The organism is Undibacterium umbellatum (assembly GCF_014284125.1).
Classification (GTDB): Bacteria; Pseudomonadota; Gammaproteobacteria; order Burkholderiales; family Burkholderiaceae_D; genus Undibacterium; species Undibacterium umbellatum.
On the sequence record NZ_JACOFX010000001.1, the window covers coordinates 386,829 to 407,061 of the forward strand.

20 protein-coding genes are annotated in these 20,233 nt (G+C 48.9%); 2 read left to right on the plus strand and 18 right to left on the minus strand.

The genetic code is table 11. From position 1 onward, the window contains the following. From H8L47_RS01860 to H8L47_RS01875, 4 genes are read right to left on the minus strand one after another with little or no spacing between them, the layout of a single operon-like run. Nucleotides 1–1,071: a sulfotransferase family protein gene (locus H8L47_RS01860; protein ID WP_186951535.1), complete on the minus strand. Its 1,071-nt coding sequence runs from the start codon at nucleotides 1,069–1,071 to the stop codon at nucleotides 1–3. Between the two features lie 60 nt (nucleotides 1,072–1,131). Beyond that, a complete protein-coding gene (locus tag H8L47_RS01865; RefSeq protein ID WP_222616368.1) occupies nucleotides 1,132–2,142 on the minus strand; it encodes a hypothetical protein in 1,011 nt (336 codons plus the stop codon). Between the two features lie 20 nt (nucleotides 2,143–2,162). Then, nucleotides 2,163–2,867 carry an adenylyl-sulfate kinase gene (gene cysC / locus H8L47_RS01870; protein WP_186951536.1) on the minus strand — a complete coding sequence of 235 codons (705 nt, stop codon included), beginning with the start codon at nucleotides 2,865–2,867 and terminating at the stop codon, nucleotides 2,163–2,165. 46 nt (nucleotides 2,868–2,913) lie between these two features. Continuing rightward, on the minus strand, nucleotides 2,914–4,659 hold the full coding sequence (locus H8L47_RS01875) for a methyl-accepting chemotaxis protein (protein ID WP_186952001.1): 1,746 nt from the start codon (nucleotides 4,657–4,659) through the stop codon (nucleotides 2,914–2,916). A gap of 416 nt (nucleotides 4,660–5,075) precedes the next feature. On the opposite strand from H8L47_RS01875, the gene H8L47_RS01880 reads away from it, so the two are divergent. Continuing rightward, complete coding sequence (locus H8L47_RS01880) at nucleotides 5,076–5,408, plus strand: Mpo1-like protein (RefSeq protein WP_186951537.1); 333 nt, start codon at nucleotides 5,076–5,078, stop codon at nucleotides 5,406–5,408. A gap of 207 nt (nucleotides 5,409–5,615) precedes the next feature. Here the strand turns inward: H8L47_RS01880 and H8L47_RS01885 are convergent, their stop codons facing one another. From H8L47_RS01885 to H8L47_RS01935, 11 genes are all read right to left on the minus strand, one after another. Continuing rightward, nucleotides 5,616–6,050, minus strand: coding sequence for a GNAT family N-acetyltransferase (locus H8L47_RS01885; RefSeq protein WP_186951538.1), 435 nt, complete (start codon nucleotides 6,048–6,050; stop codon nucleotides 5,616–5,618). Further along, entirely contained in the window at nucleotides 6,047–6,490 is a 444-nt protein-coding gene (locus tag H8L47_RS01890) for an acyl-CoA thioesterase (protein ID WP_186951539.1), read from the minus strand. The genes H8L47_RS01885 and H8L47_RS01890 overlap by 4 nt, the downstream gene beginning before the upstream one ends. A gap of 5 nt (nucleotides 6,491–6,495) precedes the next feature. Beyond that, on the minus strand, nucleotides 6,496–7,392 hold the full coding sequence (locus H8L47_RS01895) for an alpha/beta fold hydrolase (RefSeq protein ID WP_186952002.1): 897 nt from the start codon (nucleotides 7,390–7,392) through the stop codon (nucleotides 6,496–6,498). Nucleotides 7,393–7,424: 32 nt separating this feature from the next. Further along, nucleotides 7,425–8,324, minus strand: a complete 900-nt coding sequence (locus H8L47_RS01900; RefSeq protein WP_186951540.1) for an SDR family oxidoreductase — start codon at nucleotides 8,322–8,324, stop codon at nucleotides 7,425–7,427. A gap of 32 nt (nucleotides 8,325–8,356) precedes the next feature. Next, the gene (locus H8L47_RS01905; protein WP_186951541.1) at nucleotides 8,357–9,289 is read right to left on the minus strand and encodes a glutathione S-transferase family protein; all 933 of its coding nucleotides are present in this window, start codon (nucleotides 9,287–9,289) and stop codon (nucleotides 8,357–8,359) included. Nucleotides 9,290–9,322: 33 nt separating this feature from the next. Further along, complete coding sequence (locus tag H8L47_RS01910; RefSeq protein WP_186951542.1) at nucleotides 9,323–10,333, minus strand: NADP-dependent oxidoreductase; 1,011 nt, start codon at nucleotides 10,331–10,333, stop codon at nucleotides 9,323–9,325. 7 nt (nucleotides 10,334–10,340) lie between these two features. After that, entirely contained in the window at nucleotides 10,341–11,591 is a 1,251-nt protein-coding gene (locus tag H8L47_RS01915) for a serine hydrolase domain-containing protein (RefSeq protein ID WP_230413541.1), read from the minus strand. A gap of 122 nt (nucleotides 11,592–11,713) precedes the next feature. Next, complete coding sequence (locus tag H8L47_RS01920) at nucleotides 11,714–12,127, minus strand: PaaI family thioesterase (protein ID WP_408057679.1); 414 nt, start codon at nucleotides 12,125–12,127, stop codon at nucleotides 11,714–11,716. 50 nt (nucleotides 12,128–12,177) lie between these two features. After that, on the minus strand, nucleotides 12,178–12,960 hold the full coding sequence (locus H8L47_RS01925) for an SDR family oxidoreductase (RefSeq protein WP_186952003.1): 783 nt from the start codon (nucleotides 12,958–12,960) through the stop codon (nucleotides 12,178–12,180). 108 nt (nucleotides 12,961–13,068) lie between these two features. Then, a complete protein-coding gene (locus H8L47_RS01930; RefSeq protein ID WP_186951545.1) occupies nucleotides 13,069–14,886 on the minus strand; it encodes an acyl-CoA dehydrogenase in 1,818 nt (605 codons plus the stop codon). A gap of 90 nt (nucleotides 14,887–14,976) precedes the next feature. Beyond that, complete coding sequence (locus H8L47_RS01935) at nucleotides 14,977–16,155, minus strand: acetyl-CoA C-acyltransferase (RefSeq protein ID WP_186951546.1); 1,179 nt, start codon at nucleotides 16,153–16,155, stop codon at nucleotides 14,977–14,979. A 409-nt stretch (nucleotides 16,156–16,564) separates the two neighbouring features. On the opposite strand from H8L47_RS01935, the gene H8L47_RS01940 reads away from it, so the two are divergent. Continuing rightward, nucleotides 16,565–18,229 (plus strand): MFS transporter, encoded by a 1,665-nt coding sequence (locus H8L47_RS01940; RefSeq protein ID WP_186951547.1) that lies wholly within the window; start codon nucleotides 16,565–16,567, stop codon nucleotides 18,227–18,229. An 85-nt stretch (nucleotides 18,230–18,314) separates the two neighbouring features. On the opposite strand, the gene H8L47_RS01945 is transcribed toward H8L47_RS01940, so the two are convergent. Genes H8L47_RS01945 through queD form a run of 3 tightly spaced genes read right to left on the minus strand, consistent with a single transcriptional unit; the run spans nucleotide 18,315 to nucleotide 20,228 of the window. After that, nucleotides 18,315–19,220: an LD-carboxypeptidase gene (locus H8L47_RS01945; protein WP_186951548.1), complete on the minus strand. Its 906-nt coding sequence runs from the start codon at nucleotides 19,218–19,220 to the stop codon at nucleotides 18,315–18,317. Between the two features lie 40 nt (nucleotides 19,221–19,260). Then, the gene (gene tadA / locus H8L47_RS01950) at nucleotides 19,261–19,785 is read right to left on the minus strand and encodes a tRNA adenosine(34) deaminase TadA (protein WP_186951549.1); all 525 of its coding nucleotides are present in this window, start codon (nucleotides 19,783–19,785) and stop codon (nucleotides 19,261–19,263) included. Continuing rightward, nucleotides 19,785–20,228 (minus strand): 6-carboxytetrahydropterin synthase QueD, encoded by a 444-nt coding sequence (gene queD, locus H8L47_RS01955; protein ID WP_186951550.1) that lies wholly within the window; start codon nucleotides 20,226–20,228, stop codon nucleotides 19,785–19,787. The genes tadA and queD overlap by 1 nt, the downstream gene beginning before the upstream one ends. Nucleotides 20,229–20,233 lie beyond the last annotated feature (5 nt).

Sequence of the window (20,233 nt, forward strand, 5' to 3'; positions counted from 1 at the left end):
TTATGAGTGTGCTGGCAGACGCTGGTTCAGGCTTGCCAGGTAATCTGCCCTGAAGCGGCGCAAGACATAATCCTTGTAATTGTCATGTTTAAGAGTATCCCAGGCCTCTACCCTGCCCTTGCTTGACTTGTCCTTGGCTGCGGCCAGAACTTCCGGACTCAATTCCAGACTGGCATCCGTCATCATTTCATAGCCATACAATTGCATGAATTCTTTGGTCAGGCTTTCTATGACTTCAATTTCCTGCATGCTTAATTGCTGCTTGAATTTGTCCTTGTTGGCCATAACGGGTGGAAAACGGTTGCTTGCCCACAATGCTGACATCTGTGATATTTGCTGCGCCTCGCTAGAATGGGTCACGTCAAGCATCTCTGGCAAGTACTGTATGCCAAAGAAATCGCAAATCGCCCTTAGAACAGTTTCCTGATTACTCAAGAAATCTTCATAACGTATCGTCAGCACGCGATCTGGATGGAGTTTAACGATATCGCGCGACAATTGATGCGCCTCCAACCATGCCATGGCATTCAGCGTCGAATCATAATCATGAATAATGGCCTTGTTCATGGAAGCGACCTGCGCCCTGGGATCCCTGACTACGTTCAGGAACAGCATATTCGGGAATATCTGCAAAAGCTCTTCTGCATAATGCACGCTATCGAGCGACTTATCCATGACGATACTGGCATGATGATGCTCGCCTGTGCGCAATAACAATTCCCACAATATCCTGTGCACATTGCGCTGATCATCTTTAATCGACTCAAACACATCCACCGGATCAAATACCATGCCTTTCCATTTCACCATACTGGCTGATTGCAAGCCGATGACATCGACGACCAGCCTGAAGTAAGACTCGTCGTCATTTAGATCGCCATAGCGCGGCACCAGGGGCATGAAATCAACGATATGCAAGGGATAAGGCGAATAAAATTCCTTGCTGTTATTCAGGCGCAGACGCAGGGCATGACTGCCACAGCGGCGCAAGGGTATCATAAGGACAGGCGTCGGTCGCTTACTGCCAGCAGCCGTTTTTTGTACGTTGGTCACACTATCTGATTCTGCCATGATACTCTCCCCATGCTTGAAGGTAGGAATCTGGAAGAACCACCTTGCCACCCTGTCAGGTCATGACAAGCTGAGTTGCGGTCTTTCCATTTTGTCGAAATAAGCTATAAATGCTTGAATAAAACCATCTACTTCTGATGCTGGTAAATTGTTGATGCCACCTGCACCACGTCGCCCGCCACCAGTAGCAAACGTGGAGCAAAATTGACTGGCCGGGCAATTGTCTGCATCACCCGAACGTATGCTGACAACATAACTGCCATCTGGTTTTGAGGTCAGCACCGCAAAAGACTTTCCGTGCTGCTCTTGCGTCAATTGATTTGCCAGAATGCCGGAGACTCGTCTGGCCCATGCCTGTGCAGGCAAGATAAAGATGGACGTTAATTCACTTTGGCGGTAAGCATGCAAACCTTGCATGAACGCCATATCACTGGCATAGGCATTACGCAGCACTACAAATTGTCCGGCGCTATTCAAAAAATCAAAGGGATCAACATAGTCATGTACAGCCTGATACAAAGCTGCAGGGTGAAAATGCAAATCATCTATTGACTCGCCATAAGCGTTGTAGTTGAGCAAAATACCGAGCTCTTGTAGCTGGTCGCGTTGCGATTCATTCAGGCCAGCCTCGCTTGCCATCGCAGTTGCGACTGCTGGCAAGTTATCACCATAAGCCGCCACTACGGCCCACTGCCAATGCAGATTGTTTAGGTAGCGATTGACCAGGATACTGCTGCATACATCAGCAGCCATGTCGCAATGCAAATGCAAATGCTCATGTTCAAAGGCATGCGTTGCATTGTGATGATCGAAGTAAGTGATCTCTGCACCGGCAGCCAGATGCTTGCGCAATGATGAGATATTACTATCCAGCGAAATATCCAGGACTGTAAGCCTGTCACCACTCTTGACTTCAAAGCGGGTCAGCAAATCAATATCCCGCTTGGCGCCAGTGACCAGTTCTGCTGTACGGGGTTCAGCCAGCCTTAACTGGTGCAAGGCGCAAATACCATCGGCGTCACCATTAAATACATCATAGGCTTGCACTGAATTGTTGATCTCTGCTGGCATGAATTTCCCGCTTTTAGCCGCTATTTGATATAGCATAATCCTATCAAATGTCTGTAGAGTTTTTCTGCAGCTTCTTCTATGGTGTGTTGCTCAGAATTGATTTCGAGATCAGGGTCCAAAGGCGCTTCGTACGGAGCAGAGACGCCAGTAAAATCCGGGATTTCTCCTCTGCGTGCTTTGGCATACAACCCTTTAGGATCGCGCCTCTCGCACACTATGCCTGGCGTACTGACATGTACTTCAACAAAACGCTCCTGACCTATGATTTCTTTCGCCATGGCCCGGTCATCACGAAATGGTGAAATAAATGCAGTAATGGCAATCATGCCTGCTTCATTCATCAGATGAGCGACCTCCGCAGCCCTGCGTATATTTTCGCGTCTGTCATGAGCAGAAAAACCAAGATCACTATTCAAATGATGGCGTAAATTATCACCATCCACTACGAAACAACAATGGCCGCGCTCGAGCAAAATTTTTTCCAGTGCATATGCCAGGGTCGACTTACCGGCGCCACTCAAGCCAGTGAGCCACAACGTAGCGGGGCTCTGCCTCATCAAACGTTCACGTGCACTGGAATTAACGACGCCATAGTGCCACTTGATATCCACCCCGCTGGTCTGCGGATTTTGCACAAAACGACCAAACTGCGTTCTGCGCTCCACCCTGACTGGTGATTGATCAAGCTGAGTTTGCTCTTTCAGTAGGCTTGTGTTCGCTTGCATTGGCGACTCCCGGGTTTGCCGTTGTAATCAAAAACGATCCAGCTCATTAAAACTCTTCCCAATCTGCACTGCCAGACTGCGGGTTATTGCTGGAGTTTGCTACGCGTTTGATTTGCTTTACTGCTGCTTTGTTTTTTTCCTGACTGGCCGCTTTCTTTATCAAAGGAATGATTTTTTTGTCGTCCGTGGAAGGTTCACTCCATTTTGGTTCCTCGTACTTTTCAGCGCTCAGCTGGAAGGTACTTACCAATTCAGACAAATCATCGGCCTGGTTTTGCAACGCTGTCGCTGCGGCAGCAGCCTCCTCCACCAAAGCCGCGTTTTGTTGGGTGACATCATCCATTTGAACAATCGCTTCATTGATTTGCTCGATACCAGCCGTCTGCTCCTGACTGGCCAGCATAATTTCACTCATGATGCTGGTGACCCTCTTGATACTGATCACGATCTCGTCCATGGTCACGCCTGCCTGATCAACGAGCTTTGCACCTATGCCTACCTTGGTGACAGAGTCATCTATCAAATGCTTGATTTCACGCGCGGCCTCGGCTGAGCGTTGCGCCAAATTTCTAACCTCAGTAGCGACAACAGCAAAGCCGCGCCCTTGCTCACCGGCACGAGCCGCTTCTACCGCAGCATTGAGCGCCAGTATATTGGTTTGGAAAGCAATGCCATCAATCACCCCAATGATATCGACAATTTTACGGGATGAAGTATTGATGGACCCCATGGTTTGCACAACCTCGGAAACAACCGAACCTCCTTTTATTGCCACGTCAGACGCAGATTTTGCTAACAAGTTTGCTTGTTTAGCACTATCAGCGTTTTGCTTGACTGTCGAAGTCAATTCTTCCATTGAAGATGCTGTCTCCTCAAGCGAACCAGCTTGTTGTTCGGTACGTGAAGACAAATCCATGTTGCCAGAAGCGATTTGACGAGAAGCAGTTGCGATAGTATCAGTACCAGAGCGCACCATACCAACGATGCTGGCCAGGCCCTTCTGCATCTCATCCATGGCATGCATGAGACTATGCGTATCCTTTTCAGCAAGGCGAATTGGCACTGACAGATCCCCTGCCGCGATTCTTTCTGCAATCTGCACTGCATAGCGTGGCTCGCCACCTAATTGCTTTAGTAGGCTCCTGACGATGATCCACGCAGCCAGCACCCCCAAAAACAAAGCTGCGGCCCCAAACATAAACATGAGATTCTTGGCTTTGGCATAGTCTTTCTCTGCCTGCAAAATGGCTTCGGTATTTTGCTTGTCTTCGACAGAGATAAATTCATTCAGCAAATCCCACCATTTCTTTTGTATCGGACGGAATTCAAAGCGCAACAATTTATACGCCTCTTCACCTTTTTTTTGGACACCTAGCTCAGCGCCCTTGGCGATGAAAGGTTCGGACAGTTTTGCCTGATCTCTAATGCTCGCCAGCAGAGTAAGTTGTTCAGGCGATGCGTTAGTATCAGATTTGAGCATCTGAGAAAGTTTTTCTTCTGCATCGTTGTATTTCTTGGTCTGCGTTGCAATCCGTTTTACTTCAATCTGAATTTCAGCCTCATCAGAGAGCAGAATAAGGTTTCGCAAGGCCAGCGCCCGTTCGGTCACTGTCAGATACATGGTCGACGCTAACTTAGACTGCACATTATTGACGTTAGCGATTTCGTCCATACGCTGATTCATCCGGGCCATGTAAGTGATCCCTAGTAGCAGCACAACCAGCAATAACCCCAAAACCAATCCAAAACCAGTGATCAAACGGGTTGAGACCTTAGAATTTTCGATGTTCATGATTTCCCCAAAAACGTTGTCAGATGCAGAGAGTTTGACTAGATCCGGGCTTGCATAGGTTTGCGCTACAAGCTCATATTGCCACACAGATTTTAATGCCACAAGGAAATTATTAAAAAATGTAACTTCGGATTTATCCATTAAATATCAAATACTTAAGGATATAAACTGCGACTATTGAAGTCTAAATCTTAGTAGCAATATTTATATATAGGTATTTATTTAATGTTTATCAGATTTAATAGTAGTAGATTTTTTTGCAATGTCAAATAGTTAATCAATGATTGCCTCTTTGAACTTTTTCAGAAATCTGATTGTGCATTTTTTTTGAAGATTGAGGCACAGGCAGCAATGCTTGGCATAATATGCAGATATATAACAAACGGCAGAATCCAAGACGCCAAAAGGAGACCAACATGGCAGAAAAATTCACTAATTTTTCAGCGTTTTATGCCTTTTATCTCACCGAACACAGTAATAAAACCTGTCGACAACTGCACTTTTTAGGTAGCACATTGGTCATATTATGTTTAGCAGGGTTTATTGCAACTGGTGCAATAATGTATCTACTTGCAGCACCCATCTGCGGCTATGGTTTTGCCTGGATTGGGCATTTTGTGTTTGAAAAAAACCGACCAGCTTCGTTCAAGCAGCCTCTATTCTCCTTCATGGGGGACTGGGTCATGTACTGGCAACTGTTGAGTGGAAAAATCCGCTTCGCCCAACAGGATGAGGCACGAAAAGCCTGACCGAAGCAATATACCTGCGTGATCTATTGCAATCTTGCACGAAACCGTTCTGGAAATAATGCGTAGGGCCGAAATCAATTAATGACGGAGTCGTTTGCCGATCTGGAACACATGAAATCTATAAGGTCGACGATGTTGTCACCTAATCTGGCGGGAAGAACGCTGCAATAAAATCAAGTTTATCGAGGGGACGCAGCTCGTTTGGCATTACGCAAAGTGGTAGGTCATACTCACATGAGGAATACCAGCTTCTTCAAAAATCTCACTATCGCGGGTGTAGCCTTCCTTGAGATAGAAATTCTCTGCTGACTGTTGGGCATTCAGGCGCACAGCCACCTCGCCTCTGGCCTTCGCCTCTTTCATCAGGGCACGCAAAATCTGTGCACCTACACCCAAACCACGCGCCGTTGCCAATACAGCCATGCGGCCTATGTGCGCGTCAGGCAACAGGCGGCCTGTTCCTACAGCTTGCCCATTGGCATCATAAGCAACCGCATGCAAACATTCAGCATCGGCGGCATCCCATTCCAATTCGGCAGGGATTTTTTGCTCAATGACAAACACTTCATAGCGTATTGCTTGCGCATCTTTTTGCAGCGTAGCCCAGTCGGCAATGACCAGGCGCAGGTTTTCAGTATTCATGGTCGGATATCCACAGGTGCATGCGTCTCATAGGATGAAATTATCTCACGCCATTCATCTGTGACTGCAACTGCCTTGCGTTTTTCAGTATCTGCATAGACATACACCAACTCGCCGGATATCAGATGGTTTTCACCAAGATAAATTTCGAGAACGAATTGGAGAGAAGACCTGCCTAAGCTGGCACAGCGTACACCGACATCAAGCTCATCATCAAACCTGGCTGGTGCCATGTATTCTACTGTGGATTTGCGGGCAAACAGCTCCTTCCCCTCTGCGGCTTGCGCAATCACATTTGGCAGACCGATAGCACGCCAGTATTCGGTAAAGGCGACATCAAAGTAATTGAGGTAATTGCCATTAAAAACTATGGCTTGCATGTCAACTTCAGACCAGCGCACTCGCAAGCGATGAAAGAAAGCAAAATCTGCTTTGGCCATAAACCCTAACCCTGCAAAAATTGACGAATAAGACGGTTGACGCGTTCCGGCTGTTCATGGATGACCCAGTGTGAGCCTTCTGGAATGCGCTGTATCTGGATATCATCGACAAAATTCTCGATACCATCCAGCAAAGTCTTGGGTAGCGCCTTATCGTTTTCACCCCAGATGACGCGGGTAGGTACCTTGACCTGGAAATCAGCCGGATTCAGATTCAACTGTAGAGGTCCAGGATTTTTATCAGTCGGCGGATGTAATGGCGAAGCACGATAATAATTGACACCGCCAGCCAAACCGCGCGCCCAGCATGCATGATAAGCGGCTTTTGTCGCAGTATCAAACCACTCCGCATCGCCCTGACCCATGCCATTGAAGAAGCCATCCATGAGAGCAAAATCATCTTTGGCAAGCGCCTCTTCAGACCCTGGATTGCGCAACCAGTTCATGTATTCACTGGAAGTCTTTTGCGCAGGATCAGTCGCCAACGCCTGCATGAACAGGTATGGATGCGGTGAATTGATGATGATCAGTTTTTCAAACAAGGCAGGCAGGGCAATCGCCATATTCCAGCATACCGCCCCACCCCAGTCATGCGCAACGACCGTGGCTTGCTGATAACCGAGGTATGCAATCAGCAAACGCAGGTCATCGACAATATGTCTGGCCTTGTAGGCAGCAACATCTTTAGGCATATCAGAAAGATTGAAGCCGCGCAAATCCGGTGCCACGGCAAAATAATCCTGTCCAAACTCAGCTAGTTGAGCCGACCATTCGTACCAGAATTCTGGGAAGCCATGCACGAACAAGATCAATGGCCTGCCTCGCTCACCCGCACAGGCAAAATGCAGGCGGGTTCCATTCTCCAGTGTAGCAAACTGATTGCTTAGTATCTCTGCTGTCATCAATGCTTCTCCCTGATGTTTGAAAGTGATGATCAGGCCTTGAGCTTCGCTCTGAGCATGTCACGAATATGCGGTGCAGCCTTGTAAGGATCACCTGGATTGCGTTGCAAGACTATGTCTTCCATGCGTTCCTGCACATTACCCAAAGCGCCAGGATGAGAAAAGATGTAGAACTGCTCATCAGCAATTGCCTTGAAAGTGTTTTCAGCCACTTCTTCAGCGGTCACCTTACCAGAATTAACAGCCTTGTCTGACATGGTCTGAGCTGCTCTTTGGCTGGCGGTTGGCGCAGAACCTGGCACATCGTCAGGGCGGTTTCTATGCGATTGTGAAATTCCGGTAGGTACAAAATAAGGACACAACACAGATGCGCCTATCGGTGCCTCAACCAGTTTTAAATCCTGATACAAAGATTCTGACAGAGATACAACTGCATGCTTGGAGACGTTATACACACCCATGGTCGGCGCATTAAGCAAGCCCGCCATGGATGCCGTGTTGACGATATGCCCTTCAAATTGCGGATCTTTTCTTGCACATTCCAGCATCAGATTAGTGAAGATGCGCACACCATGGATAACACCCCAGAGATTGACACCTATCACCCAATCCCAGTCAGCCTGGGTGTTTTCCCAGATAAGACCACCCGATCCGACACCGGCGTTATTGAATACCAGATGCACGGCACCAAATTTCTCCATGGTGGCGTCAGCCAGCGCCTGCACTTCTTCTGCATGACGCACATCGCAACGCATGGCCAGCACTTGTGCACCTTGCGCTTCCAACTCGACCCTGGCTTTATCCAGAGCGTCTTGCTGCACATCCGCCAGCACCAGCTTCATGCCCAGGCGCGCACCGATAATCGCAAATTCACGGCCAAAACCACTGGCACCACCGGTAATCACGGCTACTCTGTCTTTGAATACTTTCATGTTGTCTCCTGTATGTAATTTATTACGCTTATTTATTTTGCACGTTTCATTTGGAACCCTACGCGTGGGAAATGCACGACCACAGTTCCAGCTCGTACATCTTCGCGACGAAGGGCTAATTCATTTTCGCTAGCAATAACCAACTCACCCATGACTGGGTCCAATGCATAGTCGGTCGGCATGATGGCAACCTGCTCACCCAGAGCTATGCCATGACTGTCAATAAAATTGCGTCCATCTATGTCAAAATTCTTTGTGTTCCTGGCTATGTCAATTGCTTCTGCACTATTCAAAGCCTCTGACTGGTGATGGCCGAAAGCACCAAGCCTGTCCATCCATGCCAACAGCTTGGGATGTGGATCAAAGACTTTACTAATCGCAGGAGCAAGGCGAACCAACCACAAAGCCTGATACACAGAGAAATCAGCAATACTGGCTTGCGCACCCAGCAAAAATGGCGCATCGTCACTGAGCATGTTTTCCAGACGCATTAAATATTCACAAAGCTGTCCTTTAGCTTCACCCATGCTGGTGCGTGGCATATTGCCACGCATGGTGGCACGGTCTGCACTGAACGCCTGTAATTCCTCCGCACTAATATTACCGAATATGGAAGGAATGGCTGCTGGCTGAAACGCATAAGGAATAGCAGTCCAGAACAGCGTAGAGTCCGCCCATTGCGCCAGATTGCGGGCAATGCCATTGATGGCGGCGGGATAAAGCGAACGTGTTGGCGAACGTTTTTCCAGTACATCGGCAATCAAGGAAGTATCACAATAAATATCCCCACCGACTTGCAGTATGGGCGTGCGTCGGTAACCACCTGTCAATGCAGTTACATCTGGCTTTGGCAAAATGATTGGTACCGTGACTGACTTCCAATTTAATTGCTTGAAACCGAAGATCAGGCGTATTTTTTCCGAAAACGGAGATATTTCAAAATTGTGTAAAATAAGATCGGACATGGTTGCTATGCGCTCTTTTGGTTAACACATGGACTAGATCAGCTTTACCAGTTGCTTGCCAAAGTTCTTGCCTTTCAACAGGCCAATAAATGCTTCTGGCGCAGCAGCAATCCCTTCAGCGACAGATTCACGGAATTTCAATTTACCAGTCGCAACCAGGCCACCAAGTTCTTTCAAACCCTGCGGCCACAAATCCATGTGTTCAGAGACGATGAAGCCACGCATGGTCAAACGCATAGTCAGGAATATACGGGCGTTTTTGATACTTAATTGTTCGCCGTTGTAACCGGCAATCAAACCACACAGGGCAATACGGCCAAAGGCATTCATGTGTGCCAGACTGGCATCAAAGATTTCACCGCCGACATTTTCAAATACGGCGTCAATTCCACCTGGTGTTGCGGCTGCCAGATCAGCTTCTAGATTGCCTGCCTTATAATCGATACAGGCATCAAAGCCCAGTTCATGGACGACATAAGCACATTTGTCTACGCCACCAGCAATGCCCACGACGCGGCAACCCATTTGCTTGCCCAGTTGACCAACCACACTGCCAACCGCACCACTGGCGGCAGATACCACAATGGTCTCGCCCGCCTTGGGTTGCATGATCTGTGTCAGGCCGTACCAGGCTGTCAGTCCGGGCATGCCGACTGCCCCCAGGTAAGCAGATAAAGGAATGTGCGTGGTGTCGACTTTACGCAGTAACAAGCCATCTGACACGCCCATTTCTGACCAGCCCAGCATGCCTATGACTTTGTCACCGACATTGAATTTGGCATTCTTGCTGGCGACCACTTCACCTACCGTGCCACCTATCATGGTTTCGCCTATCACTTGTGGGGCTGCGTAGCTTTTTGCATCTTCCATGCGGCCACGCATGTAAGGGTCCAGCGACATGTAGTGATTGCGCACCAGGAGCTCTCCATCCTTCAGTTCTGGCACAGACAGAGATTCAAGGCGGAAATTTTCTGGCACGACCTGACCTTTAGGGCGGGAGGCCAGCACAATACGTTGGTAAGAAGGTTGAGAATTAGTCGTCATGATTTGCTCATTTCATCAAGTGATTTGCCAGAGCCTGAAAAGCGCGATAAGTGACAGGGTCAGTTGCGCCATTGGCAGCAATGGGATGGGAAGAAAATTTAACAATGACCATTTCGGCCACCGGGTCGATATAAATACGTTGACCGTGTATGCCACGTGCTTCAAATGTCTGGTGGCTGTTGTGTCCCACCCACCACATATTGCGGTATGAGTAGCCGGGCAAGGTGGCATAGCCTGCTTTAGCGAACTTGGCCGGATCAGCACCTTTGCGAATATCTTCTACAGCAACGGCAGGAATGATCTGCTGGCCATTGAATTTGCCATTCAGGCGCATCATTTCACCAAAGCGTGCCATGTCACGCAAGGTCAGGTTCAGGCCACCACCGCCCTGCTCGGTGCCTACACTATCGACCGAAAAATAAGCATCATTCTCGGTACCCAGTTTTTGCCAGATACGTTCAGACAAGAGATCAGACAGATTTTGTCCGCTTGCCCGTTTGACTATCCAGGCCAGCACCTCGGCATTGACGGTCTTGTAAGCAAAGGCTTCATCGTGCCTGCCCTCTTTTTTTAATTTCACCAGGAAATCATAAAAGGTTTTAGGCCCATCATGAGTTGGTGCTGTTGGCAGTAAGCCGCCTGACCTGGCGTAATCCCAGACTTCAGCTTTAGGGTCAGCATAGTTTTCAGAATACTGCACACCTATGGTCATGTCCATGACCTGGCGAACGGTGGCATCGCCATAGGCGGTGTCTTTGAGTTCGGGAATATATTGCGTGACAGGTGCACTGGGATCGAGTTTGCCTTCCGCAGCCAAAGTCGCAGCCAGCGTACCTACAAAAGACTTGGTGACCGACATAGCGATATGTGGCAAGTAGGTTTTGGTAATGCCAAGGTAACGCTCGTAGACTATCTTGCCCTTGTGCAGCACCAGTATGCTATCGGTATAAGTGCGGGCCTGCATATCGGCCCAACCAATATCTTTGCCATTTTCATCTGCAAAGCGCAGTTTGTCGAGATCACGCAAAGCCACAGGTAAGGCCGATACTGGGCCAGCACCATGCCAGACATTGCTGGTAGGCCCCAGTTCACGCCCATGCGAAAACGACCAGCGCGTACGCGGGAACTGGTAATTGCTGCCATTGGCAAACTTGATGATTTTGTCGGGTGCAGGCGGAAAGCCTTGCATCCAGCCCATTTTTTGCGGGTCACTTGCCTCGGCATCAGGCAAGGCTGTTTGTGCCAAAGACATGCTCATGAATGATCCACTGAGTAAAGCAAAGAAAAGAATTGCAAAGCGAGTCTGCTGCATGTTTGTCTCCATTTATTCTTTATTGGACTTGCAGGCACTACTTACTGCTTATTGGAACTCAGAAGACATTAATCACTGCCATAAAGTTTTTTCATATTTTCGCCAGACTTCAAGCGTCGCAGGTATTTGAATGTCCCCATGGCTTTGGCAATGAGTTTGTCGCCATTCCAGACTTCACCTTCGCAAAAGCACATGGTGGTGGATTGATGGAACGCCTTGCCTCGTGCCTCCATACGACCACCTGGCACACCACCAGGTTGCAGGAAAGTGGTTTTCATCTCTACCGTGACGACACCCTTTAGGTCACTGCTCATTGATCGCCCTGCCATCGCCATGACCACATCTAGCATGGTCATGATCACGCCGCCATGGGCAATTTGCCAGCTATTCATGTGACGCTCGGTCAAATCCAGTGCCAGACGCGCATGACCATTTTCCATTTCCAGGAATTCAACACCCAAGTCATGAAGAAAGGGATTCAATACCGGCGTCGGTTGCGCAATGGGAAGCTCCGCATGAGAATTCGCCTCCGTCATACAGCAGAAACCCCACCATCCACTGCCAGGGTCTGACCAGTGATATGCTTGCCAGCATCACTGGCAAACAGCATGGCTACACCCTTCAAATCTTCATCATCACCTATGCGTTGCAGAGGTGCTTCTTTGGCGAGTTTTTCTTCGCCGAGGTTCTCCAGTATGCCCTTGGTCATTTTGGAGGGAAAAAATCCTGGGGCAATCGCATTCACAGTAATGCCATGCACACCCCATTCACCAGCCAAGGTACGTGTAAAGTTAATGACGGCAGCCTTGGAAGTGTTATAGGCAATCGTCTGCATGGTGCCAGGTGCATTACCAGCCAGACCAGCGATAGAGGCAATATTGATGATGCGGCCATACTTGCGCGGTATCATCGAACGCTTACCGACAGCCTGCGAGATCAAAAAGATACTGCGGATATTCAGGTTCATGACCTTGTCCCAGGCATCAACCGGATAATCTTCTGCCGGTGCGCCCCAGGTAGCACCAGCGTTATTGATGAGGATATCGATATGCCCAAGACGGGATAGTGTTTCATCTACCAATGGTTGTACCGCTGCTTCTTTAGACAAATCGGCAGCAATTGCGCTGGCATCTATACCACGGCTTTTCAGGTGGGCGACAGCTTCATCCAGGTCAGATTGTTTACGCGAAGACAGCACCACTTTAGCACCCTGCTCACCCAGTGCTTCTGCCATTTGCAGACCCAGGCCGCGTGAACCACCAGTAATCAGGGCTGTCTTGCCATGCAAGTCAAATAATTGTTGTACTGTACGAATTGCTTTGCTCATTTTTTTTGTCTCCAGTATGTGCGACTACCACCTGCCTGCGCGCAGACAGGAAGGGCATCGTTTGTTATGGGTTTTTAATAATTTCAGGGCTATGATTCAGAACCAGGCATCTTGCATATCGAAAGTCGTCATATCGATATTCGATAGCAAATCCAGCTGAGGATGAACGCGTGGCAATTCCCAGTGGAAGAAGTATTTACAAGCCTGCAGTTTGCCGGCATAGAAACCAGCATCATGGTGATTTTCTTTGTTCAGGCATAATGTAGCTTGTTCCAGCCACATCCAGGCAACAACGGCATGACCAAAAACCTCAAGATAAGCGGAAGCATTTGCCAGGGTTTTATTGGCATCCCCCACCCCGTGCAATTGCTGGGTAACGCTTGCCAACCTTTGCAGCACACGTGCCAGTGATTTAGTATAGGCCAGCAATTCAGGATGTGCGGCAGCTCTCGCCAGGGTCTTGTGCATGATTTCACCCAACGCTTCCAGCGCGGCACCTTCTTGCATGACAACTTTGCGGCCAAGCAGATCCAGCCCCTGAATACCGTGCGTGCCTTCGTGTATTGGATTGAGGCGGTTGTCGCGGTAAAACTGCTCTACATTATATTCACGGGTGTAGCCATAGCCACCATGGACTTGTATAGCGAGATTATTCGCTTCCAGACACCATTGTGATGGCCAGGATTTGGCGATAGGCGTCAATATTTCCAGCATCTGTGCTGCGTGGGTACGCGCTTCAGGCGATGGCGCGGTACGCTCTTCGTCGACCAGGCGGGCACAAAACAAATTCAATGCGAGTCCACCTTCAACATAGGCTTTTTGTGCCAGCAACATGCGCTTGACGTCAGTATGTTCAATGATGGGCACTTGCGGTGCTGCAGGGTCTTTGTTTAGCGGTGCACGTCCCTGAGGACGGTTACGGGCATAATCGAGCGCATGCAGATAGCCGGTATAGCCCAGCATGACAGCACCCAAACCGACACCTATACGTGCCTCATTCATCATGTGAAACATGTTAGCCATGCCACGGTGCAAAGTGCCTACGAGGTAACCTATCGCGCCAGCTTTTCCTTGCGGCTTGAATTTACCTTCACCAAAATTCAGCATGCAATTGGTGGTGCCGCGATACCCCATTTTGTGATTCAGACCAGCCAGCACCACGTCATTACGCTCACCGATGCTACCATCCGAATTCACCAGTTTTTTCGGCACGATGAAAAGTGAGATACCTTTCACACCAGGTATCAGCTTGCCACTTGCGTCCGGCACCTTGGCCAGCACCAGATGCACGATATTCTCGGCCAGTTCGTGTTCACCTGCCGATATCCACATCTTGTTACCAGTCAGCCGGTAAGTTCCATCTTCTTGTGGTTCAGCTCTGGTGACGATATCAGACAGGCTGGAGCCAGCTTGCGGTTCGGACAAACACATGGTACCAAAGAAGCGGCCTTCCAGCATGGGTTTGACAAAGGTCTCTATTTGCTCAGGCGTGCCGCATTTGAGCAAGGTATTGGCATTGCCGATGGTCAGGAATGGATAAGATGCCGTGCCTACATTCGCGCCTTTGAAATAAGCAAAACCAGCTTTTTCAACGACGCAGGGTAATTGCATGCCACCGACATCAAAGTCTTGTCCAGCGGCCATCAGGCCTGCTTCGCAAAAGGCTTTCAGGGCCGTCTTCACCTCAGGAATCATATGCACTTCTTCGCCATCGAAGTGCGGCTCCTGCTGGTCATTTTTTTTATTGTGGGTAGCGAACAGGTCTGTCGCTATTTGTTCGCAGGTATCAAGAGCGGCATTGAAAGTTTCGCGGCTATGGTCGGCGAAACGTGGCCTTTGATTCAGTGACTCTACATTCAGCCATTCATACAGCATGAATTCAAGATCACGGCGGGAAAGAATTTTAGATTGCATGGCTTTATCTGGACAAAAGAGGTGAGGTACTCATTTTGCCCTGACCGCATGACAACTTCATGCAGTCAGGGCACCCGACATGCATCCAGCTTAGACTACTTCAAACAAACCTGCAGCGCCTTGGCCGCCACCGATACACATGGTCACCACTACATATTTTGCACCACGACGTTTGCCTTCTATCAATGCATGGCCAGTCAGGCGCGCGCCTGAAACACCATATGGATGGCCCACTGCAATTGCACCACCATTGACATTCAATTTATCCATAGGGATGCCGAGTTTGTCCGCACAATACAAGACTTGCACGGCAAATGCCTCGTTCAATTCCCACAAGCCTATGTCTTCAACTTTGAGCCCAGCTTTTTTCAATAATTTTGGAATGGCAAACACTGGGCCTATACCCATTTCATCCGGTTCGCAACCAGCGACAGCAAAGCCGCGGAAAATACCCAGTGGCTGCAAGCCCTTGGCTTCAGCCAATTTGCTGTTCATCAGAATGGCAACAGATGCACCGTCGGAAAACTGGCTGGCATTTCCAGCAGTAATAACACCGCCTGGAACGGCAGTACGGATTTTGGAGACACCTTCAAGTGTTGTATCTGCACGTATGCCTTCATCTGCAGAAATAGTCACTTCTTTGGTAACCAGCATGCCAGTCGCTTTATCTGCAACGCCCATGATGGTCGTCATCGGCACGATCTCAGCATCAAACAGGCCGGCGGCTTGTGCAGCGGCTGCGCGCAACTGGCTTTGTACGCCGTACTCATCCTGACGTTCGCGTGGGATACCATAGCGCTTGGCAACTGTCTCTGCGGTCTGCAGCATAGGCCAGTAAACTTCTGGCTTGTGTTGCTTCAACCAGGTTTCAACAATCATGTGGCTATTGGCTTCGTTTTGTACGCAAGAAATAGATTCGACACCGCCTGCCGCATATACATCGCCTTCACCTGCAATAATTCTTTGTGCTGCGAGAGCAATGGTCTGCAAACCTGAAGAGCAAAAACGATTGACCGTCATGCCAGCAGTAGTTACCGGGCAACCTGCACGCAAAGCGATCTGACGGGCGATATTGCTGCCAGTTGCACCTTCTGGTGTTGCGCAACCCATGATGACATCTTCCACTTCACCTGCTTCAATCTTTGCGCGGGTAATGGCTGCATTCAATACATGACCACCCATAGTGGCACCATGCGTCATGTTGAAAGCACCTTTCCAGGATTTTGCAAGGCCTGTGCGGGCGGTGGATACGATAACTGCGTCAGACATGTAGATCTCCTGATTAATATAAGTATGTGTACAGGCTGGAACTGCTGATAACCATCATAAATAGTAATTTGCCCTTTGCAAACCAACATGCAGGAACAAACTTCCATAGCCCTGTTTTGCTTGAATCGAAATGCCGGAATAAAAGCCTTTAGATCAAGCGCAAAAAAGAGAATATCACATTTTAGTACGACCGTTCGCAAATTAATTTCATCTCATTCTACTCATCAATATTGCTCTTTTTTACATAATCAGGATAGCTATTTTGTAAGTTTCTGTAAGTTTCAAGCAAGCAAGCCGTAAGTTTCAGCTTGCACACTTTGCTTGCAATAAAAATTATGTCGGAAATGTGATTGTATGTTTCTGACCATTTTTTAGCACACTTAATATACTTAAAAAACAGGAGACAAGCATGGCGACAGCACCTATCGCAAAGTCAGGCGGCATGACATCCGAAGAACGCAAGGTTATATTTGCTTCTTCGCTGGGCACCGTCTTTGAATGGTACGATTTTTATCTATACGGCTCACTCGCATCCATCATTGCCAAACAGTTCTTTGCCGGCACTGACCCCAACACGGCCTTCATCTTTGCATTGCTGGCATTTGCTGCAGGTTTTATCGTACGCCCCTTTGGCGCACTGGTGTTCGGACGCCTTGGCGACATGATAGGCCGCAAGTACACCTTCCTGGTCACCATCCTGATCATGGGTGCATCCACCTTTTGCGTGGGCTTGTTGCCCAACTATGCAACCATAGGTATTGCTGCGCCGGTTATCCTGATCACTTTGCGTATCCTGCAAGGTCTGGCGCTCGGTGGTGAATATGGCGGTGCGGCAACCTATGTGGCAGAACATGCGCCGCATGGCAAGCGCGGCGCCTTCACAGCATGGATACAGACGACAGCTACGCTGGGCCTGTTCCTGTCCCTGATGGTGATTCTTGGTACTCGCATGGCAATTGGTGAAGAAGAATTTGCTAGCTGGGGCTGGCGCATCCCTTTCCTGGTCTCGGTTTTCTTGTTGGCAATTTCTGTATGGATCCGTTTGTCCATGAATGAATCGCCAGCCTTTGCGAAAATGAAGGCCGAGGGGAAAACGTCCAAAGCGCCTTTGACAGAATCTTTCGGTCAATGGAAAAACCTGAAGATCGTTATTCTGGCATTGCTGGGTTTGACTGCCGGTCAGGCGGTGGTCTGGTACACAGGGCAATTCTATGCTTTGTTCTTCCTGCAGCAAACATTGAAAGTGGACGGCCCTACTGCCAACATCCTGATTGCAGCATCCTTGGTAATTGGTACGCCATTCTTTATCGTGTTTGGTTCCTTGTCCGATAAAATCGGCCGCAAACCTATCATTATGGCTGGCTGTTTGATCGCTGCATTAACCTACTTCCCTATCTTCAGCGCATTGACGCATTATGCCAACCCTGCGCTAGAGGCAGCATTGAAAAATGCACCAGTCGTGGTCACTGCAGACCCAGGTGATTGCCAATTCCAGTTCAACCCTACCGGCACGAAGAAATTTACCTCTTCCTGCGACATCGTCAAGGCTAAGTTGGCCGCAGCTTCAGTCAATTATTCGAATGAAGTTGCTGCACCTGGAACCATTGCCTCTGTTAAAGTTGGTGACAAAGTCATCACTTCATACAACGCCAACGGCTTGCCAAAAGACGAAGCAGCTGCAAAAGACAAGGCTTTCTCCAAAGAGCTGGCTGAGTCAATTAAAGCTGCAGGCTACCCAGCAAAAGCTGACCCTGCACAAGTCAACAAACCTATGGTCTTGCTCTTGCTGGTCATATTGGTGCTGTATGTAACGATGGTATACGGTCCTATCGCTGCGATGCTGGTGGAAATGTTCCCAACCCGCATACGCTACACTTCGATGTCCCTGCCTTACCATATCGGTAACGGCTGGTTTGGTGGTTTGCTGCCAACCACAGCATTTGCTCTGGTGGCTTTCAAGGGCGATATTTACTACGGCTTGTGGTACCCAATCATCATCGCTCTGGCAACATTTGTTATTGGCGTCTTCTTCGTCAAAGAAACCAAAGATAATGATATCTATGCGGCTGATTGATATTAGCTGAGTTCAACCAAGCAATACGCAAGAAACACAAAAGCCCGCTCGTCAAATGACGAGCGGGCTTTTTCAATTTGCTTATCTACAAAGTGTAATGCATATGCAAACTGGCTTGCCCCGCAACAACTTTCAATTGAGCATCACTGCCAACCACCAGACTTGCGCGGGTCGATACATGCCCAAATGGCAGACCAGTTATCAATGGCACCCCAATTAGGCTGCCTATATAAGCTAACATGGCATTGAAGTCATAGCCGTTATCATGCACAGCCAGTTTGTAGGCGGAAAAGTTGCCGAGGACTATGGCTTTTTGCTTATTCAGTACACCGGCAAAATGCAATTGCAACAGCATGCGTTCTATGCGATATGGGTGCTCGCCTATGTCTTCCAGGAACAATATACCGTCTTGGACTTCAGACCAGTATGGCGTGCCAATAGCATGCGTCAACATGGCCAGGTTCCCCCCCCATAACTTGCCCTGCACCAGCACTTCTTGATCTGTGCCGGTTTCAAATTCGACGACGTGTGTGGAATTACTGACGCATGATTTGAATTGTTGCAGTGTATATTCAACTGGCTGTTCACGTATGTAATCATCGCACAGCATGGGGCCGGCAACACTCATTCGCCCACGTTGCAACATTGCAAGATGAAGCAGAGTGAAATCACTGTAACCAACAAAGCACTTGCCGCTATTTGCCAACAAGTCAAAGTTAATCAATGGCATCAGTCTTGACATGCCATAGCTACCACGCAGGGCCATGACTATCTGCACATCAGGATTATGCGCAGCTTCATGAATTTGCCTGACACGTTCGGCATCAGTCGCACCAAAGCGCTGGAATTTAGCATCAGCTTCATAGTAGCTGTGCACCTTAAAACCTTGTCCGGCCAAACGCTGCAAGCCACGGCCTATGAGACTGTCATCCAAAGGAGCACCGCTAGGGGCTATGATGGCGATTCCGGTTTGTGTGCTTTGTTCTAGCATAGTGTGCTTCAGTCTTGTGTAGAGGATGAGTTCTCAGTAGCTACCAGTTTTTTTTTTGCGCCGCCACAGCACGCCGGTGAGCAAAAAAATCCCTCAGCATAGTACTGCATTCGCTTGCCAATACGCCACCGGTGACTTGCGTGTGATGATTCAATTGCCCGTTCTCGAATACATTCAGCAAAGAGCCAGCCACACCTGTTTTGGGATCACTGGCAGCGAAAACAACACGTGCCAGCCTGGCATGCATCATCGCTCCTGCACACATCATGCAAGGCTCAAGGGTCACGTAGAGTTCACATCCTGGCAGGCGGTAATTGCCGATTAATTCAGCCGCTGCACGCAGGGCCATGATTTCAGCATGGGCAGTTGGGTCGTGTTTGCCTATCGGGCGGTTATAACCGCTGGCGATGATCACGCCGTCTTTAACGACGACAGCACCAACCGGCACTTCACCTTCATTTCTGGCCAGCAAGGCTTGCTGGTAGGCTGCCTGCATGAACTGGATATCACGCAGGCTCTGCTGGTTCTGCTGCCCTTGCGGTGGCAGATTTTGCTCTTCAACCATTACCCGTCTATCTCAGCCCAGCAATTTGGGGTTTCATAGAGGGTAACCTTGGTCAATTCCAGGGTGCGGCCAAACCTGCCGTGATAAACCACCTTCAAAATATCAAAAGCGATCTTGGCCAGATTTTCCACTGTCGGAACGCGGTCAATCACCACCGTCTTGTGACCTGGCAGTTTCTCCAGGAAATTCTTGATGATGTAATCCTTCTCGTAGACGATGAAGGAATGGTCCCACAGATTCACCAGATGTTCATTGGCCAGCGCCTTGATATCACCAAAATCCATGATCATGCCGTTATCCGACTCGCCATCCTTCTGGACGACCTCACCGGTCAGAGTAATTTGCAGGGTGTAGCGGTGACCGTGCAAATTGCGACACTGGCTGCTGTGATCGGGAATGCGATGGCCTGCATCGAATTCCAACTTTCTGGTAATCGTTAACATGAAAA

Coding starts and splice junctions, on each gene's coding strand:
- H8L47_RS01860 (WP_186951535.1), bottom strand. CDS start 1,071: ATGGCAGAATCAGATAGTGTGACCAACGTACAAAAAACGGCTGCTGGC.
- H8L47_RS01865 (WP_222616368.1), bottom strand. CDS start 2,142: ATGCCAGCAGAGATCAACAATTCAGTGCAAGCCTATGATGTATTTAAT.
- cysC (WP_186951536.1), bottom strand. CDS start 2,867: ATGCAAGCGAACACAAGCCTACTGAAAGAGCAAACTCAGCTTGATCAA.
- H8L47_RS01875 (WP_186952001.1), bottom strand. CDS start 4,659: ATGAACATCGAAAATTCTAAGGTCTCAACCCGTTTGATCACTGGTTTT.
- H8L47_RS01880 (WP_186951537.1), top strand. CDS start 5,076: ATGGCAGAAAAATTCACTAATTTTTCAGCGTTTTATGCCTTTTATCTC.
- H8L47_RS01885 (WP_186951538.1), bottom strand. CDS start 6,050: ATGAATACTGAAAACCTGCGCCTGGTCATTGCCGACTGGGCTACGCTG.
- H8L47_RS01890 (WP_186951539.1), bottom strand. CDS start 6,490: ATGGCCAAAGCAGATTTTGCTTTCTTTCATCGCTTGCGAGTGCGCTGG.
- H8L47_RS01895 (WP_186952002.1), bottom strand. CDS start 7,392: ATGACAGCAGAGATACTAAGCAATCAGTTTGCTACACTGGAGAATGGA.
- H8L47_RS01900 (WP_186951540.1), bottom strand. CDS start 8,324: ATGAAAGTATTCAAAGACAGAGTAGCCGTGATTACCGGTGGTGCCAGT.
- H8L47_RS01905 (WP_186951541.1), bottom strand. CDS start 9,289: ATGTCCGATCTTATTTTACACAATTTTGAAATATCTCCGTTTTCGGAA.
- H8L47_RS01910 (WP_186951542.1), bottom strand. CDS start 10,333: ATGACGACTAATTCTCAACCTTCTTACCAACGTATTGTGCTGGCCTCC.
- H8L47_RS01915 (WP_230413541.1), bottom strand. CDS start 11,591: ATGAGCATGTCTTTGGCACAAACAGCCTTGCCTGATGCCGAGGCAAGT.
- H8L47_RS01930 (WP_186951545.1), bottom strand. CDS start 14,886: ATGCAATCTAAAATTCTTTCCCGCCGTGATCTTGAATTCATGCTGTAT.
- H8L47_RS01935 (WP_186951546.1), bottom strand. CDS start 16,155: ATGTCTGACGCAGTTATCGTATCCACCGCCCGCACAGGCCTTGCAAAA.
- H8L47_RS01940 (WP_186951547.1), top strand. CDS start 16,565: ATGGCGACAGCACCTATCGCAAAGTCAGGCGGCATGACATCCGAAGAA.
- H8L47_RS01945 (WP_186951548.1), bottom strand. CDS start 19,220: ATGCTAGAACAAAGCACACAAACCGGAATCGCCATCATAGCCCCTAGC.
- tadA (WP_186951549.1), bottom strand. CDS start 19,785: ATGGTTGAAGAGCAAAATCTGCCACCGCAAGGGCAGCAGAACCAGCAG.
- queD (WP_186951550.1), bottom strand. CDS start 20,228: ATGTTAACGATTACCAGAAAGTTGGAATTCGATGCAGGCCATCGCATT.